The organism is Paenibacillus motobuensis (assembly GCF_039521865.1).
In the GTDB taxonomy this organism is placed as follows: Bacteria; Bacillota; Bacilli; order Paenibacillales; family Paenibacillaceae; genus Fontibacillus; species Fontibacillus motobuensis.
This window is the reverse complement of record NZ_BAAACX010000002.1, coordinates 144617-161215: the sequence shown is the minus strand read 5'-3', so window position 1 is coordinate 161215 and position 16599 is coordinate 144617. Positions and strand designations below refer to the sequence as shown.

Annotated in this window: 15 protein-coding genes; 10 read left to right on the top strand and 5 right to left on the bottom strand. The window is 46.7% G+C overall.

Annotated features, from left to right (window positions below):
* Positions 1 to 692: 692 nt before the first annotated feature.
* Positions 693 to 1253 carry a hypothetical protein gene (locus tag ABD014_RS00750; RefSeq protein WP_343856204.1) on the top strand — a complete coding sequence of 187 codons (561 nt, stop codon included), beginning with the start codon at positions 693 to 695 and terminating at the stop codon, positions 1251 to 1253.
* 198 nt (positions 1254 to 1451) lie between these two features.
* The gene (locus ABD014_RS00745) at positions 1452 to 2075 is read left to right on the top strand and encodes a DJ-1/PfpI family protein (protein ID WP_343856197.1); all 624 of its coding nucleotides are present in this window, start codon (positions 1452 to 1454) and stop codon (positions 2073 to 2075) included.
* Between the two features lie 318 nt (positions 2076 to 2393).
* Here the strand turns inward: ABD014_RS00745 and ABD014_RS00740 are convergent, their stop codons facing one another.
* A complete protein-coding gene (locus ABD014_RS00740; RefSeq protein WP_343856193.1) occupies positions 2394 to 3476 on the bottom strand; it encodes an FAD:protein FMN transferase in 1083 nt (360 codons plus the stop codon).
* A gap of 229 nt (positions 3477 to 3705) precedes the next feature.
* Between ABD014_RS00740 and ABD014_RS00735 the strand changes: the two genes are divergently transcribed.
* The 8 genes from ABD014_RS00735 to ABD014_RS00700 all read left to right on the top strand — a co-directional run bounded on the left by ABD014_RS00735 (position 3706) and on the right by ABD014_RS00700 (position 11648).
* Positions 3706 to 4095, top strand: a complete 390-nt coding sequence (locus ABD014_RS00735) for a NusG domain II-containing protein (RefSeq protein WP_343856187.1) — start codon at positions 3706 to 3708, stop codon at positions 4093 to 4095.
* Complete coding sequence (locus ABD014_RS00730) at positions 4079 to 4624, top strand: Gx transporter family protein (protein WP_343856181.1); 546 nt, start codon at positions 4079 to 4081, stop codon at positions 4622 to 4624. The genes ABD014_RS00735 and ABD014_RS00730 overlap by 17 nt, the downstream gene beginning before the upstream one ends.
* Before the next feature lie 65 nt (positions 4625 to 4689).
* Positions 4690 to 5529 (top strand): energy-coupling factor transporter ATPase, encoded by an 840-nt coding sequence (locus ABD014_RS00725; protein WP_343856175.1) that lies wholly within the window; start codon positions 4690 to 4692, stop codon positions 5527 to 5529.
* Positions 5505 to 6395 (top strand): energy-coupling factor transporter ATPase, encoded by an 891-nt coding sequence (locus ABD014_RS00720; protein ID WP_343856169.1) that lies wholly within the window; start codon positions 5505 to 5507, stop codon positions 6393 to 6395. The genes ABD014_RS00725 and ABD014_RS00720 overlap by 25 nt, the downstream gene beginning before the upstream one ends.
* Entirely contained in the window at positions 6385 to 7185 is an 801-nt protein-coding gene (locus ABD014_RS00715) for an energy-coupling factor transporter transmembrane component T family protein (protein ID WP_343856163.1), read from the top strand. Before ABD014_RS00720 ends, ABD014_RS00715 begins: the two co-directional genes overlap by 11 nt.
* Before the next feature lie 44 nt (positions 7186 to 7229).
* A complete protein-coding gene (locus ABD014_RS00710; RefSeq protein WP_343856159.1) occupies positions 7230 to 9227 on the top strand; it encodes a peptidase U32 family protein in 1998 nt (665 codons plus the stop codon).
* Between the two features lie 183 nt (positions 9228 to 9410).
* On the top strand, positions 9411 to 10700 hold the full coding sequence (locus ABD014_RS00705) for an aspartate aminotransferase family protein (RefSeq protein ID WP_343856153.1): 1290 nt from the start codon (positions 9411 to 9413) through the stop codon (positions 10698 to 10700).
* A gap of 75 nt (positions 10701 to 10775) precedes the next feature.
* A complete protein-coding gene (locus ABD014_RS00700) occupies positions 10776 to 11648 on the top strand; it encodes a UbiA-like polyprenyltransferase (protein WP_343856148.1) in 873 nt (290 codons plus the stop codon).
* A 114-nt stretch (positions 11649 to 11762) separates the two neighbouring features.
* On the opposite strand, the gene ABD014_RS00695 is transcribed toward ABD014_RS00700, so the two are convergent.
* The 4 genes from ABD014_RS00695 to ABD014_RS00680 form a co-directional block, all read right to left on the bottom strand.
* Entirely contained in the window at positions 11763 to 12743 is a 981-nt protein-coding gene (locus ABD014_RS00695; protein WP_343856143.1) for a polyprenyl synthetase family protein, read from the bottom strand.
* A 57-nt stretch (positions 12744 to 12800) separates the two neighbouring features.
* On the bottom strand, positions 12801 to 13250 hold the full coding sequence (locus tag ABD014_RS00690) for a hypothetical protein (protein WP_343856138.1): 450 nt from the start codon (positions 13248 to 13250) through the stop codon (positions 12801 to 12803).
* A 360-nt stretch (positions 13251 to 13610) separates the two neighbouring features.
* On the bottom strand, positions 13611 to 15488 hold the full coding sequence (locus tag ABD014_RS00685; RefSeq protein WP_343856133.1) for an FAD-dependent oxidoreductase: 1878 nt from the start codon (positions 15486 to 15488) through the stop codon (positions 13611 to 13613).
* A gap of 55 nt (positions 15489 to 15543) precedes the next feature.
* Positions 15544 to 16437, bottom strand: coding sequence for an FMN-binding protein (locus ABD014_RS00680; RefSeq protein ID WP_343856128.1), 894 nt, complete (start codon positions 16435 to 16437; stop codon positions 15544 to 15546).
* Positions 16438 to 16599: the final 162 nt, after the last annotated feature.

The following is a 16599-nucleotide window of genomic DNA, read 5'->3' as shown; positions in this document are numbered from 1 at the left end:
CCTATTATCAAAAGGGAACCGGTTTGCTTTTTCCTGTAGCTAGACAGCAAATTGAATACTCCCCCACTTCAGTCAGCTAAGTGGGGGAGTATCCAATTGTAATGGAACTTCCGAGTTCTTTTAGAACTGTCTGTTGTAGGTTAGGAAGTACATGAGAATACGTATCTAATGTGACTTTTATTGAAGAGGTTCCATTGTATGGACTAATGTGACTTAAGCGATTGATGAGATCTTTCTTATAAAATAACTTTTGCTATAGCGTTAAGCGGGATCGTAGTTCCAAATTTCTAGGGGGGAAATATCTTTAAAACCTTGTGATTATCTTGAGCTTGATATACTATATTTTATAGGCTTCCAATACCTTTTGAGACTTATGAATCACTACAGTAACGCACTTGTAATGCGTAGGTCGGTGGTTCGAATCCTCTCATCAGCATCTTTTAAATAACAAGGTAATATCAACGTTAAATGAATCGGTAAGGCAGGCGTTAGCGCTACCCACAATGGTCAGAAAACGGGATATGGTATAAATGAAGAAGCCTCCTACAGTAAACCGTAGGGGGCTTTTTATAATGAATTGACTCCTGGTTCCAAGAGATATTCACTATATCTTATGTATAGACTCTATGGAAATTCGCTGCTGCTCTATAGGCGCTTAGTAATATAAGGAGTATTTTTCTAGGAGGTTAGAAATGAAGAAGTTTATAGCTGGGGTTATGGTTGGAGTATTCCTCTTCGGAATTGCATTTGTTCTCTCCAGCTCCATTAAGTCTCGAATGAATGTAAAAACGGGGATTTATAACATCCACAAAAAAGATGGCACCTTGGTATCGGAGGGTGTCGTGCTAGGTGGGGTTGTCTATGCACCAGTTAGAGCGATGGCTGCTGCGGTCGGGGCTCCGTTAACCGTGGAGGGGAAGACGATCCTAGTAGGCGAACCGGGCAGTTCGCAGAGCCCAATGGAAGACAAAGTATTAGGCAATGAGACTTTAGAATGGACTAATCGGATTAATCATTTACGTGGTGTAATCAATAGATGCGAAGTAAACATAGCGTTGAAAAAGGAAAAAATGACTACCTTAGTTGCAGAAATTGAGGAGGAGAAATCGAAACAAAACTCGACGGGTCGTCTCAAGCGACTCGAAGCGGAGCTTAAGGAGAGCAAGGATTACATAAAGGAGCTTCAGGGGGGAATCACCGCCGCAGAGGGGGAAATATTAGAGCTGCAAAAGAAGATAGATGCAAGTAATTAGATTATCTTGTAGCACAGCTTACCGCACTTTAAAGCGGCAAGTGTACGTGGAGTCGTGTTTAAGCATGGCTCTTCTTCTTTATTATCATAGAAAAAGAAAATTATTTAGTTGATTATATACAATAGGGGGGTATATTATATACAAAGAATGGCAGGGTGTGTAATACATAAAAAATCATTTGTATCACGGAGGCGAGCCATGAGGAAGAGGGAAGTTGGAATATTACTTTATGATTATGTAGATGTTTTAGATTTTGCGGGTCCAGCCGAAGTACTCTCATTAACTGCCAATACTAAAATGGAGCAGGCAATTACTCTTTACAAGAAGGAACTTTTGCCTACTCGGCCCTTTAAAGTACATACGATTACAGAATCTGGATTGAAGATAAAAACGCATTCTGGAATAGAGGTTGAACCTGATTTCAGTATGGATAATAGTCCTCCCATTGATATCCTGATCATTCCCGGCGGACCATTGCGGGCGGTACAATCTATGACTAAAAATCAAAGGATAATCGATTGGATTATTAAGCATAAAAGTATTGAATATATATGTTCGGTTTGTACGGGAGCATATATTTTAGGAGAAACAGGTTTGTTAGATGGAAAAGAGGCAACAACCCATCATTTAGCGTTAAAGTTGATGCAACAAAAGTACCCTGATATTCGAGTCGTATCAGATAGAAAAGTTGTACATGATGGCAATCTGATCACTTGCGGTGGAGTTTCCTCAGGAATTAATATGGCGTTATATCTTGTTGAGCAATTAATGGGAAGACGTGCCGCTGAAAGAACAGCTAAGACAATTGAATTCACCCATTAAAAAGAATGGTGAACTTTCATCATAGGTAATAGTTTATATATGTGATTACGAGTCTGTTCCCGATTACGGATCTAGGGGAGACCCCGCCACCTGTGATGGGATTGCTAGTCATATTAGCTGCGCTGCTCTATCCTCTGTATATCCTATTTCTTAATTTCCTTACCTATATAGTACTGCAAAGTATGGCACTGCGATTTGAACGGAAATCATAAGCAAAACGGTTCAGCGGAAAGGCAGACAAATATAAAATTCCCGGCAGTATAGAAGTACCGCCGGGATAGTGTATAATCAGATAGTGGCTGAAGTAAGCTATTTGGTTTAGTTAGCGTACGTGTAGCTATCATTTGTCTTGTTCAACAGCTTTTTAAATCCGGGTGAAGCATACAGCTTCTTGTCTTTGGTAATGAACAGAACCTCTGTGTTGGGAATGCTCTCGGCAAACTTCAGTCCTTTTTCTACGCCCATGAGAACCAGCGCAGTGTCCATCGTGTCAGCATCGGTCGAGCGGTCGGTAATGATTGTAACGCTGCTGATGTTGTTATCGACAGGGTAGCCTGTCTTGGGATTAAGGATATGCGGATACATTTTGCCGTCTTCGATGAAATAACGCTCGTATATCCCTGCGGTAACGACAGTCTTATCATTCACAGGAACGGTGCCAATTGGTTTACCGCGCTCCTGATCGGGATCTTGGATGCCGATGTTCCAATCTTTGCCGCCAGGCTTCTGCCCCATGGCAAAGACGTTACCGCCAAGGTCGATAATCGCACTATTGAAGCCTTGATCCGCCAAATAGTCGTATACGCGGTCAGCGGCGTAGCCTTTACCATAGGAACCAAGGTCGATGTCCATGCCTTTTTCCGTCAGGTACAGCTCATGCTTGGCTTCATTCAGCTCCAGCTTATGATAGTCGCACAGCTTCTGCATGGCGGCGATGTCTTCGGGAGAAGGGACATGGGCGCCTTCATGGCCGATGTTCCACAGGCCGACAAGCCTGCCGATCGTTGGGTCCAGCAATCCTTCCGAACGCTTGGCATAATCGACAGCATAGGCGACAAGATCGAAAGTTTCCTTGGACACTTGGACTGGAGCAATACCAGCATTCGCGTTAACCTTGTATATTTCGCTGTTCTCGTTATTTCTGCTGATCTGATTATCGATCTGTTTCAGCAGATCTCCGATTTCATCGAGATTTTTCTTGGTAGCCCGATGATCATAAATCTTGATATTTACTACCGTATCAAAGATAAAGTAGGTTTCCTTCATAGGTTCAACGGTTTTATTCTGTGCCTCGCTGCTGGAGCCGGGAGCTGAGCTGTTTCCCGAATTTCCACAGCCAGCCAGCAGGGAACCGGCGAGAGACATCGTTACCAGTAAAATAGCGGCTTTCTTCATATACATCGGATTAACCTCTTTTCTGCCTGTCATTTATCGTCCTTGATTGTAGCAGAAATGGAACGGTACTAAAAGTACAAATTTTCACAATTAAAAATATCTTCAATTTTAAATGATTATTTTGTGAAAAGACAAGGGATGAGACATTTATCACACTTCTGTGATGAAAGTTACATGTATAATGAGTTCATCTAAGATTTATATTATCAAAAAATAAGGAAATAAGGAGTTGCACATGAAACGCGGAGATCTTCTGCTGATCGGATTAGTTGTAATTATTGCATTGGCCTTTATTATTCCACGATGGTTTGATCGAGATGCAAGTGAAAAAAATCACAACGAACTTCGGACTGCTAAAATTACGGTGGATGGGAAATTATTTAAAGAGGTAACTCTTACTCAAGAAGAGCAGACCATTGAAGTGGAAAATGAACATGGGCTTAATATTTTGAAAGTTCATGATTACGGTATTGAAATGATTGATGCGGATTGCCCCGATAAAGTATGTCTTTCCTTCGGATTTGTAGATCGGACGGGAGGTACGATTATCTGTCTTCCGCATAAACTGATGGTCGAGATCGAAGGCCCATCAGAGGAGGATGGTATCGATGCAACGGTTAAATGAGCAGTCTAATATCGCGCTTAAAAGAACAGTGATCGTCGCTATCTTCGCTGCGGTGGCTGTCGTGTTAAGCATGGTTGAATCCTTGATTCCCCTCAATATGGGTGTACCTGGCGCTAAGCTGGGACTTGCAAATATTATGGTGTTGACCTGTCTCTATTTCTTACGAGCTCGGGATGCCATGATGATGGTGTTGCTTAAGACTTTGCTGACCGCCTTTATCTTCGGCACGTTCTCAAGCTTCTTATTTAGTATCATGGGGGCTTTGTTCAGCTTTGTGGCGATGTGGTTCTTATTGCTGATTGGGCGCGATAAGCTTAGCTTCATCGGTATTAGCATCGTCGGCGGGATCGCCCATAATATCGGGCAGCTAACCGCTGCTTGTATTTATTTCAACACGACGAAAATATTCTACTATTTGCCGATGCTGCTGATTATGGGGGTACTTACAGGGATTGCAGTAGGTATTGCCGTTAGATATCTGGTTCCTTCCTTATCGAAGTTGTCCTTGTTCGAAGGATTTCTAGCATAGCGGCTATGGTTGGTCAGATGCTTGGCGCTGATTGCTATGAGAAGGCTGAAAAGGAGAAGAGAGAAATGAGAGACACAATACTGGCTTATGAATTGCAGCAGGTGTCCTTTGCCTATCATCCGCAGCAGCAGATTCTGAGTGATATCGATCTGCGAATTGCAGCTGGAAGCTGGGTGACTCTGGTTGGAGCCAATGGCAGTGGGAAATCGACTCTGGCGAAATTGCTTGGAGGGCTGCTGGCCGCAAACACTGGCAAGATTTATGTGGAAGGCACTGAGTTGAACCAGGATACGATTGCGCACATCAGGCCAAAAATAGGGATGGTATTCCAGAACCCGGATAATCAGTTTATCGGTGCGACGGTGGAGGAAGATATCGCCTTCGGATTGGAGAGCCGTTGCTTGCCTCGAGAAGAAATGGTGGAACGAGTAAAGCGTTACGCCGAGAAGTTAGAGATCGGTCATCTGTTGTCCAAGCACCCCGCGGAACTGTCCGGAGGGCAGAAGCAACGGGTGGCCGTTGCTGCGATATTGGCCATGGAGCCGAGTATCGTTATCTTTGATGAAGCCTCTTCGATGCTGGATGAGAAGGCGCGTGGGGAGCTGCAGTCTATCATGAGAGAGATGAGTACAAGCGGCGATTATACAATTATCTCTATAACACATGACGCGGAAGAGATACTGGCCTCTGATAGAGCGATCGTGCTGAAGGATGGGGGAGTCGCGGCGGATGTAAGCCCGATGGAACTGTTCGAAGATGAGGAACTATTAACTTCCTGTCGGCTGGTTGCGCCGTTTCGAGTTCGGCTGCTTCAGGAATTGAGCAGACGGGGCATTGCGTCGGGGCCGGGCAATGACATCGAGGAGGTGAGCGAGCAGCTATGGCAATTCATTTCGAGCAAGTAAGCTATGCTTATGATGATCGCAATCTATGGAGACATGGCGCGCTAGAGGATGTCAGTATCTCGATTAAGCCTGGCAGCTTCGTAGGAATCGCTGGCATTACGGGATCTGGCAAATCTACGCTGCTCCAGCATCTTAATGGAATCTTGAAGCCTACCGCTGGAAGAGTGAAAGTACTAGATTTCACAATCGAACCGGGAGATAAAGGGCCGCTGCGTGAACTGCGGAGGCGCGTAGGACTTGTATTTCAATTCCCCGAACAGCAATTGTTCGAGGACACCGTCGAGAAGGATCTCTGCTTCGGACCGTTGAATTTCGGGGTTCCGCTGGAGGAAGCGAAGGCACGGGCCAGCCGTGCGCTAGCTCTATTAGGACTCAATGATTCGTTCCTGCCCCGTAACCCGTTCCATCTAAGTGGGGGACAGATGCGCAAGGTGGCAATCGCCTCAATTCTTACGATGGAGCCAGATATTATTGCACTGGATGAGCCGACGGCCACACTTGACCCGCAGAGCAGGGCAGAGCTTGCACAACTTCTCTCTAAGCTGCAGCGTGAAGAGGGGAAGACGGTCATCGTCGTTACGCATCGAATTGAAGAAATGCTGCCTTACGCGGATACCTGGATCGTTATGAAGGACGGACGAACTATATTCCAGGGATCGCCGTCAGAGCTGGCTCGTGAGGAGCATCGTCTATCAGAGGCGGGACTCGCTCTTCCAGAGTGTATACGCATCTGGAGCCAGATCGCGACAAGGTATGGTCTGGAGCATGAAGAGCCGTGCTTCAGCGCTGAAGCGATCGCCGAGCGATTAGCTGGATTATATGGGGCTCATCCGCCGCGGGGAGGAGGGGCTGACGATGCGGGATAAGCTGTTATTCGGACGCTGCATCGATACCGGATCTTCGATCCACCAGCTTGATCCGCGGGCCAAGATTACAGGGATGATTCTCTATCTGATCGCGATTATCGCTGTTCATTCATGGTGGATGCTGTTGCTAACAACGGTGTTCTCGCTAGCGTACATGCTGGCAACGCGGATTCCATTGAAGTATTTTGTGAAGGCCGCCAAGCCACTGTGGGTACTTATGGTTTTTATCTTTATCGTCCAGAGCGTAACGATTGAAGGGGGAGAGGCCGTCTTGCGAATTGGCGGATGGGCGCTCTATACCGAAGGTCTGAAGAGCGGATTTATCGCTGCAGCGAGGATGGCCCTGCTGGTGTCCTTTACGGCAATTCTTACGTTTACGACGACGCCGGGCTTGCTCAATCAGGGACTGGACGGTGTGTTGAAGCCGCTGCAGAAGATCGGCATCAAGACTCAGCGTCTAACGCTGATGATGAGCATCTCGCTGCGTTTCATACCGACCATTCTTGATGAGACGCACAAAATACTTAAAGCACAAGCGGCACGCGGTGCAGATATAAAAGAACTACCGTGGAAGGAGAAAGGGAAACTGCTCTTATCCCTGCTTGTGCCGGTAACGGTCAGCGCCTTCCGACGGGCAGAGGAATTAGTATTGTCGATGGAATCAAGAGGTTATATCGTCGGGGCACCCCGATCAGAATATCATCTGCTTACTTGGCGGGCCAAGGATACCTGGTTCGTCCTGAGCTATGTACTTCTGGTTGCAATTCTACTGACATATCGATTCATATAAGAGGCTGTTCAATATAAACATATTTGGGCTGGAGGGGACACATCATGGCACGTTATTTTAATGGAAAAGAAGTTGAACTACTCGCGCCAGTTGGTACATTCGAAATTTTCAAGGAAGTGATCCAAGCAAACTGCGATGCAGTGTATTTCGGGGGACCCAGCTTGAACATGCGCCTCATGCGCAAAGGCTATAATTTCACGCGGGAAGAGATCGTAGAGGCTGCCAGGATTGCACATTCATTAGGGAAGAAAGTGTACGTTACGGTTAACAACCTGCTGAATGAAAATGAACTTGATGAAGCCCGCGATTATTTGCAATTCCTCGATAGTGCAGGTCCAGATGCCCTGATCGTTCAGGATTTTGCCATTCTGGAATTAATCAAGGAGATGAATCTATCGCTGAAGGTCCATTCCTCGGTCATGATGAATGTGCACAATACCGAGATGGTAAGGGCACTGCAAGACATGGGAGTGACACGAGTAGTTGCCTCTAGGGAGATGGATCTGAAGAACACTCGTTATCTACAAGCAGCGACAGGGATCGAGATCGAATACTTCGTTCATGGGGATATGTGCTCGGTGCATGGGGCTAACTGCTATTTCAGTTCAATGGTGTTCGGGATGAGCAGTAACCGCGGTAAATGCATGAAGCCATGCCGCTGGGATTATCGCATCAAGAAGGATGGATACGTCTATCCTGCCGAATACCCTCTGGCTGTTAAAGACATGTATATGTATGAGAACATCCCTGAACTGATTCATGGCGGAATTACCTCCTTCAAAATCGAAGGCCGCATGCGTGATACTGAATTCGTACTGATGCTGGTCAATGCTTACGGTGACGCGATTGATCGCTATATAGCCGATCCGATTGGGTTCGAACGGACACGGGACTCCAAGCTGCTCTTTGAGAATCGTAAACGAGATTTCTCCACGGCATATGCTTTTGGCAGACCTGGATTATCGAATATTAACAAGCGTTATGAAGGAACAGGCAAGTTCTACAGTACGGGCAAAGTGTTCAGCACTCCAACTGCCGAGAGAGAGCTCAGCGAGAAGCGAGTAGCAGATATCCGCGGTAAGCTTGCAGAGGTTCGTAAACCATCTAAGGCATCTGCCGAAGTATCGGTTCATGTTAACAATGTGGCTCAGGCGAAGGCGGCTCTGGCAGCAGGTGCGGATCATATCTACTTGTCAGGTGATGTATTTGAACCAGATCATGCTTTTACTAGAGCGGAAATCAATGAATTGGCTGAGATCAAGGGCAAGGCGAAGATCTATCTCTGCTTGCCGCGTATGATGGATGAGCTGCAATTCGAAATGTATGAAGGATTAATTGCTGGCGAACGGCTGCCAATCGATGGCATTATGGTCACGAATCTCGGCGCTATTCATAAGTTTGCGAACGCAGGATATCCGTTGATCGGTGACTTCAATCTAAATGTCTATAATCGCATCTCTGCTGATTTCTACCATCGGCTTGGAGTAGAACGGCTGACCGCATCGATGGAGCTGCCACTGAACGATCTGGCTGCACTGTTAGATCATACAGAACTCTCGATCGAGGCGATCGTGCACGGTTCTCCGGCCATGATGTATATGGAACATGATCTGTACGAGAACACAGAGGTGTTCCAACCAATCGGCGAAGAAGAGAATCATTTTGTAAGTAACAACATTCTCGTCATGAAGACAGATAAGGGTGAGAATCCGGTATATCGTGATGTATACGGCCGCTGCCACCTGATGATGGCCAAAGAGCTGAACCTGATGCCGGTTGCGCGTGAGCTGATTGAAGCTGGACTGTCTGTATTCCGGATCGAAGGAGCGACATACAAGCCGGAGCAATTACAGCAGATCGTAAGTGTATATAAAGCCGCCATTGCAAATCCGGATACCGCAGAGGAACGCTTTGCTGAGATGAATCCGGTATATGCCGGTTACACACTGGGAGCTCTGCAATTTGATGGCGGGGATATTGGCAAGAGTCGCGGAATGGAAGACATGGGCCCGGAAGTCAAGAAGGAGCCAGCGTCAGTATAGGTATCCGAGATAGTTATGAGCGGACCCGAATTAACAATTTGAAGAAGAAAATTACTGTATACACTTCGAAATTTATGAGAAATTTTTCACAACATTCTTCAAAAATCCTTGCGAGGGGCGCCAACGTGGAAATTTTGAACGCCTCTTATAGAAGTAAGATTAAATCGGAAGGGGTATGAAAGTATGCATCAATATATCGGACCAGAGGGTATTTTGGACAAACGCGGACAGTATTTTTATCCTTGTACGGGCTATTTCTATCGCAATCCTCCGCAGATTGTCAAAGGCGAGATGCAATATCTATATGGACATGATGGCAAGCGATACACCGACTTCTTTGCCGGTGTATCGGTCTGTGCCAGCGGACACTGCAATCCTGAGATTGCTGAACGTACTGCTGAGCAATTGAAGACACTGCAGCACACTTGTACGCTGTATTTGACCCAGCCGAATGTCGATCTTGCGGGGCGTTTGTCTGAAGTTCTTCCAGGCCAACTACGCAGAACTTTCTTCGTGAACAGCGGTTCGGAAGCGAATGAAGGCGCGATGCTGCTGGCCCGTCTCCATACCGGACGGAAGGGCTTCATCGCACTGGAGCAGAGCTTGCACGGTCGTACGTATTTGACGATGAGCGTAACCGGACTGAGCATGTGGCGGGCTGATCCGCAGTTAGCACAGCCAGGTACAGAGGATGTAACTTTCATTCCTCGTCCTTATGAATATGGCGTTAGTCTCGACGAGGCAGCCCGTCGTTCCATCGACGCTTTGAAGGCTGTTCTGGCTGAGAAGGGAGATACGATCGCAGCCATGCTCGTAGAACCGATTCAAGGTAATGGCGGGATCATCGTGCCTCCAGACTGGTATTTCCCTGAAGTAAAGGCGCTGCTGGAGCAATATGACGTGCTGATGATTGATGATGAAATTCAGACCGGGTTTGGCCGAACGGGTGAAATGTTCGCGATGAGCCGCTGGGGCGTTGTTCCAGACATTATCACAATGGCCAAAGCTCTGGGCAGCGGCATTCCAATCGCAGCATTTGCTTCTACAGATGAGATTGCTGCAAGCTTTACTCGTCCGTCTGCCTCTACATTTGGCGGCAACCCGGTATCGTCTGTAACCGGTCTGGCTGTGCTCGACTATATTGAAGCCAATCATATGGCAGAGCATTCGCTGAAACTCGGAGAACAGCTTCTGACAGGACTGAAGCAGCTCGCTGAGCAGTATGCAGACCTATCGGATGTGCGCGGAGCCGGTCTCATGATCGGGGCTGAGCTATGTGCTGACGATCCGGCGCGCGGCGCTATTCTAGTTGACGAGGTGCTTGAGGAAATGAAGGACCGCGGCTTCATTATCGGCAAGAATGGTGTCAACCGCAACGTTCTGGCCTTCCAGCCGCCGCTCGTTATTACAGCGCAGGATGTTGAAGAAATGCTTAACGCATTACGCTCTTCACTGCGAATCGTGTTGAGCTAGAGTCAAGAAATATTCCATTTCGTATCATGGCGCTTTCGTTAGTGCACGTATGGAATATGAGGGGGAGTGAATATTATGGAGTACGCCAGAAAAATCGGCTCGAAGATTAAACTGTATGGGGAACTGGTTATGTTCTCGCATACCCTGTTCTCGCTGCCATTCGCAATGATCTCAATGATATGGGCCGCTGGAGGGCTTCCTTCCAGTCGTATCATGCTATGGGGACTGATTGCATTAATAGCCGCCAGAAACGGAGCAAATGCCTTCAATCGCGTCGTAGACCGTGTCTTTGATGAGCAGAATCCGAGAACGGCGCATCGCCATCTGCCAAGAAAGCTGCTTGACGCCAAGGAAGTCCTGGTCTTCGTGGTTGTCAATTACGCTATTTTTATATTTTCTGCCGCAATGCTGAATACACTTTGCTTTATTTTATCACCGGTAGCTATCTTTCTGATCTCATCGTATTCATACACGAAGCGGTTTACCTTTCTCAGTCATCTGTACCTCGGTTTCTCAATCGCTTCAGCGCCAATCGGAGCCTGGTTTGCCGTTACCGGTAAGTTCGCCTTTACACCGTTCATTCTTGGTACGGTCGTGATGTTGTGGATCGCCGGGTTCGACATTATTTACGGCTCGCAGGATATCGACTTTGACCGCAGCCATGGGCTCTGGTCCATTCCAAGCTTCTTCGGTCTGAAGAATGGGTTGCGGATTGCCGCCGGTCTCCATGCCATTATGGTGCTGCTGCTCATAGCCTTGATTCCGATCCGCCATTTAGGTTGGCTGTATATACTCGGGATTATCATCGCGATCGCCCTGCTCATGGTAGAGCATAGGATCATTAAGCCGTCTAACCGGAAGAGGATGAATATCGCGTCTTATAACCTCAATCAGGTCATCAGTATGGTTATTCTGTTCTGTACGATGGGGGATTTCTTCTTGCTGTAGATAGGATGCAGACGATAACCAAAAAGTAACCAAAAAGCGGATTTCCTTAATGTAAATACTTAAGGAAATCCGCTTTTTAATTTTGAACTGAATGAATGGGTCACTCACCGGGCATTAGCGGTCCCGGCCACCGAAGTAGTGAAGAAGTACGCATAAATCCTTGTGAGCCGGATATTCGCTTAATTGCTCGATTAAGGCAGCTGCCTCGTCAAGGTAACGATTGCTTAGCTGCTCCGTCTTAGCGAGCGCATCGGACTGCTGGATGGCTGTGATGACGGGATCGATCAGGTGAGGCGGAGTATCCGCAGAGACATCTCTTATCATCGGTGCGAGAGCTTCGTTCTGAAGAGCGAACAACACCGGCAATGTAACCTGACCATGCCGTAGATCGCTTCCAGCAGGCTTGCCTAGCTTCTCAGATGATTGAGTGAAGTCAAGAATATCATCGCGAATCTGGAACGAGATTCCGAGCTTCTCTCCGAAGCTGTAGAGCAAATCTGCAGTAACATCATCCGCTCCGGCGGCAAGAGCACCGATCCGAAGGCAGGCAGCCATCAGCTGGGCTGTCTTATTCTTCGACTTCTCAATGTATTCTTCGATAGTAACATCATAATCATATAAATGAGTCAATTGCTGATATTCACCTATGCATAGCTGAGTCGTAACTAAGGAGGACAAATCGTAAGCATAGCGTTCTCGTTCTGCGGAATATGTAGAGATTAACTCTACGACTCTCGCCGACATATAATTGCCAACATGCAGTGCTTCATTGACGCCAAGTTTAACATGAAGTGCAGGTTGACCGCGCCTTAGCGGTGAATTATCAATGATATCATCGTGGATTAATGAAGCAGCATGAATGAATTCGGCCGCTGCTGCCAGCTGCCAGATCTTACGCTTATCCTGAGGCTTGCCGAATCGGCTACCGACAATGACCATTAAAGGTCGAATTCGCTTGCCACCGGAGCGGAGTTGGCCGATAATGCTCTGCGCTAGCATCGAGGAGCGTGGAACGTCACTGTCATATTTGACAATGTTCTGGATCTCACGGTCTACCGCCCGCAACGAGATATCTAATGCCTCATCAAGCTTCATGATGATCCTCTCCTCTAAGAAAAATACTTCTTGCCGTAGCAAGGAGGGAACCAGAGATTATATCGCTTGGATCGCTCTGGCACAATTCCCTTCAAGCTGCAGGAACCATTCCCAGCCTTCGATCAGCAGCGCATCTTTGGGATTTCCTTCTACGTGTTTGATTTGAATCCGCTTAACAATGGGGGCCAGATGGGCGAGGAGGTCGAACTCCTCCCATTTCAGGCATAATTGGACATACAAACTATATAGATAGTCGCCGTTCAGTACTTTGCGTGTTAGCATCTCGCCAGTACAGCCGTCAGAGGCTGCATGGCTCTGAAGAGCGAGCTTGATTGCGATGTAAATAGACAAGTGACGCTGCTTGCGGACAGGAGTGAGTTCGTACTGATTCAGAACTCTGACCATAGGCAGGATGTCTTCTTGTCGTAATTCGAGGCGAATGCCAGATTCGGGCGAAATTTCACCCTGCAACAAAAGACAAGCATCTTGAACGAGCTTCGTTTCCATAGGGCACACTCCTTAAAGAGGTAGTTCAAAAAGTCCACTTTTGATCACGAAATAAAGCGGGAAGCGTTCTCGGTGCTGAAAACGGGCCTCTTTGAACACTCACTTGAATAGCAGGTAAGATTGCAGGGAGCCTGACACCGACTTGGCATATTCCAACATGTAATTGTAGTGGAGAAATTATAACTGCAATATCATTATCATGTCAGTAAGCTAGACACTTAGATAGTAAATTATGCAGGGAAATGCCATGATCAGTTATGGTAATACATAGAATAAGCGATGTTAAAAATTAGAGTAATGTACGGCAGGCGCACATTACTCTAATACGAACTATTGCTTGCTATTGCTTATATAGGAAGATCAATCCGTATATAGATACCATCTACGAACGAGCGGGATCTTCTTCCACTGTTTCTTAAGCCATGGGAGAACATAATAGTCCAGACCGAACATACTGCCGGAACCACCAATCAGGGCAACGCCTGCAGTCATGTACCATAGCATTTCTGTCGAAGCCATGCTGGAGGACCAGATCATAACACCCAGACCGACTGTGACTGCCGAAGATACAGCAGTGAACAGGCCGAGGATGAGGCAAATGCCGATTCCGATCTCTGCAAAGACCATGAAGAACTGGAATACGGTAGCAAGTGCGGTATAACCGCCATCCGAAGTGTAGAAGAAAATATCCATGAACCAGTTCACGATGGATTTTATGAAATCCGGTACTGGCAAAGCCGTAACTGCAGTTGAAGCACTCTCTACAGCGGATGCTGCCGATTGGGCATCAACGGTTTGCGTTACTGCGCCTGCTGCTTCACTCGCGGCAGATACTGCGTCGCCAGCTTTAGCGGAAGCAGGGATCAGGAAGATGTTGTTCGGATCCTTCAGGATCTTAGGCAGTTTGTCGAGACCTTCTTCCAGCCATTTGTAGCCTACAAAGATGCGCAGCGGCACAAGCCAGAAGTTCGGCGATCGCTTGGAGAAGTGTCCGCCTACGAAGCTTCTACGATTGTTCACATGGAAGAATTCGTGCATCATATAAGTCCATACTTTGTTAAAACCGCATACGGTGAACAAATAGTACATATTGATCATGTGCTTGAAGAACATAGCTAGGAATCCACTAACCATGAACATCTTGTTAGGCATACCAACATTCGCTACGCCGTAACGGCTGCCGATACATACCATCGTACCGTGGAATCCAGGCTTATAGGATTTCTTCGGTTTGTTATGCACATCTGCATGAATGTTGTGAGCAATAACCGGAGCTGCTTGCTCGGCGTTCTCAACCATTTGCGGTACAGGGCGAGTTTCGCCTTCTGGAATATAGAAGATGTTATCCCCAACGATGTAGACATTTTCATGATCTACACTTTGAAGCTTGTCGTTCGTGACGATCCGTTTACGGCCTTCTTGCTTCACATCAAGTTTGCCGACGAGTTCAGAGCCTTCAACACCTGCAGTCCATACGATGGTGTCTGCTTCAAGCTCTTTATCGCCCAGTACAACACTGGATGGTTTAACACCTGTGATCTTAGCACTTGTAACGATATCAACGTTCATCTTCTGTAGACGTTTAGCTGCTTTTTCGATCAGCTTATCCGGAAGGATAGGCAGGATCTTCGGAGCCATATCGGCAACAGTAAGCTTAACCTCGCTAGGATCAATGAAGAATTCCTTGCAGAGCTCATCGCGGAACTCAGCCAACTCACCGATCAGTTCCACACCGGTAAATCCGGCACCAACAACGATGAAGGAGAGCATTTTTTTCCGTTTGGCATTATTCGTCTCTTTAGCAGCCTCGCTGAACATGCGGCGAACTTGATCTTTCAGACGAACAGCATCCTCATAGGACCACAATGTGAGGGAATGCTCTTCAGCGCCTGGAATACCGAAGAATGTAGGCTTACAACCAGTACCGATGACGAGATAGTCGTATTTGTAGGTGTTGTTAGCCGAGTGAAGCTGTTTGGCATTGAAATCGATGCTGTCGATGGAATCGAGCACAACATCTACTTTTTGGCCTTGGAAGATTTTCTTCAGCTCAATCTTAACCGAATCTTCTGGAGCACGGTTTGCTGCCACTTCATGCAATTCAGTTAGCAGAGTGTGGTAAGGATTGCGATCGATCAGTTGGATTTCAACATCTTTATCTTTCTTGAATAGTTTCGCTAGATGTTTGGATGTCGTAACGCCGCCGTAACCGCCGCCTAGAACGACAATTTTCTTCAAAAGGGTCACCTTCTTATATAGTAATTAATCGCACAAGGCGAATTGTTGCATTGCCTTATTTTGCTTGTTCAAGCGCTTTGTTAGCCAAGTCGTAATACGATTGTACAGAGATCGATACACCAGAGATTGCATCGGTCTTGCCTTCTTCATTGAATTTCAGAGCAGCGGAATCTTGATTTTCAACGAGGTATTGTTCAGCTTTTGCTGCTTCTTCATGCCAGTCTGCTTGACCGCCTGCCGCTTTGATATCGTATTTGCCATCCATGGAAGCTTGTTTCTTGCTTTCGCCAGCTTCATTTACGCCACCGAAATCTGCTTTAACAATTTTACCGGCTGCAACAACGATATCAACGGTATCTTTCCAGCCAGTCTTTCCAAATGCGTCGCCTTCTGCATGGTAAGTTCCGTCTTTGTAAGGACCTACTTCAACTGGGCCTGCATCAAGAGCTGCTTTTGCCAAGTTAACGAAATCTCCAACATGGATAGATACGCCGGATACAGCATCAGTTTTGCCTTCATCAGTCAAAGTGATTGCCGCTGGATCTTGTTTTTCAATCAGGAATTTATCGAGTGCTTCAGCTTGTTCATGCCATTCGGAAGAAGCGCCGCCAGCCTTCATGCCATATTTGCCATCTTTGGAATAAGTGATCTTGTCTACAGGAGCTTTCTCGCTGATTCCATTCCACTCCACATCGGTAATTTTACCGCCGGATACAGTCAGGGTCATGATGGACTGCCAACCGGAGTTAGCGTCAACCTCACCTTTGGCGAAGTATACACCATCTTTATAAGTGCCTGCTTCTGCATTAGTACTTGCATTGTTACTGCTGTTGTTTGTAGTTGTGTTACCTGCTGCATTACCGCCCTCGTTCTTGTTGCTAGAGCCGCAGCCTGCAAGGAGACCGAGCAACAATACGCTGCTAAGCAAGATAATAGAAGCTTTTTTCATGATAATGACCTCCAGAGTTTGTATTTAAGATTTATATTAAAATGTTTTGGACATTTTAATAATGAAGCATTGGGATGTAGTATCCCAGGCTTAGTGAATGTAATCACAAAAGCTTTGTTCGATGGAATTTTAGCATATAAACATACGTTGCAATGTGAAAAA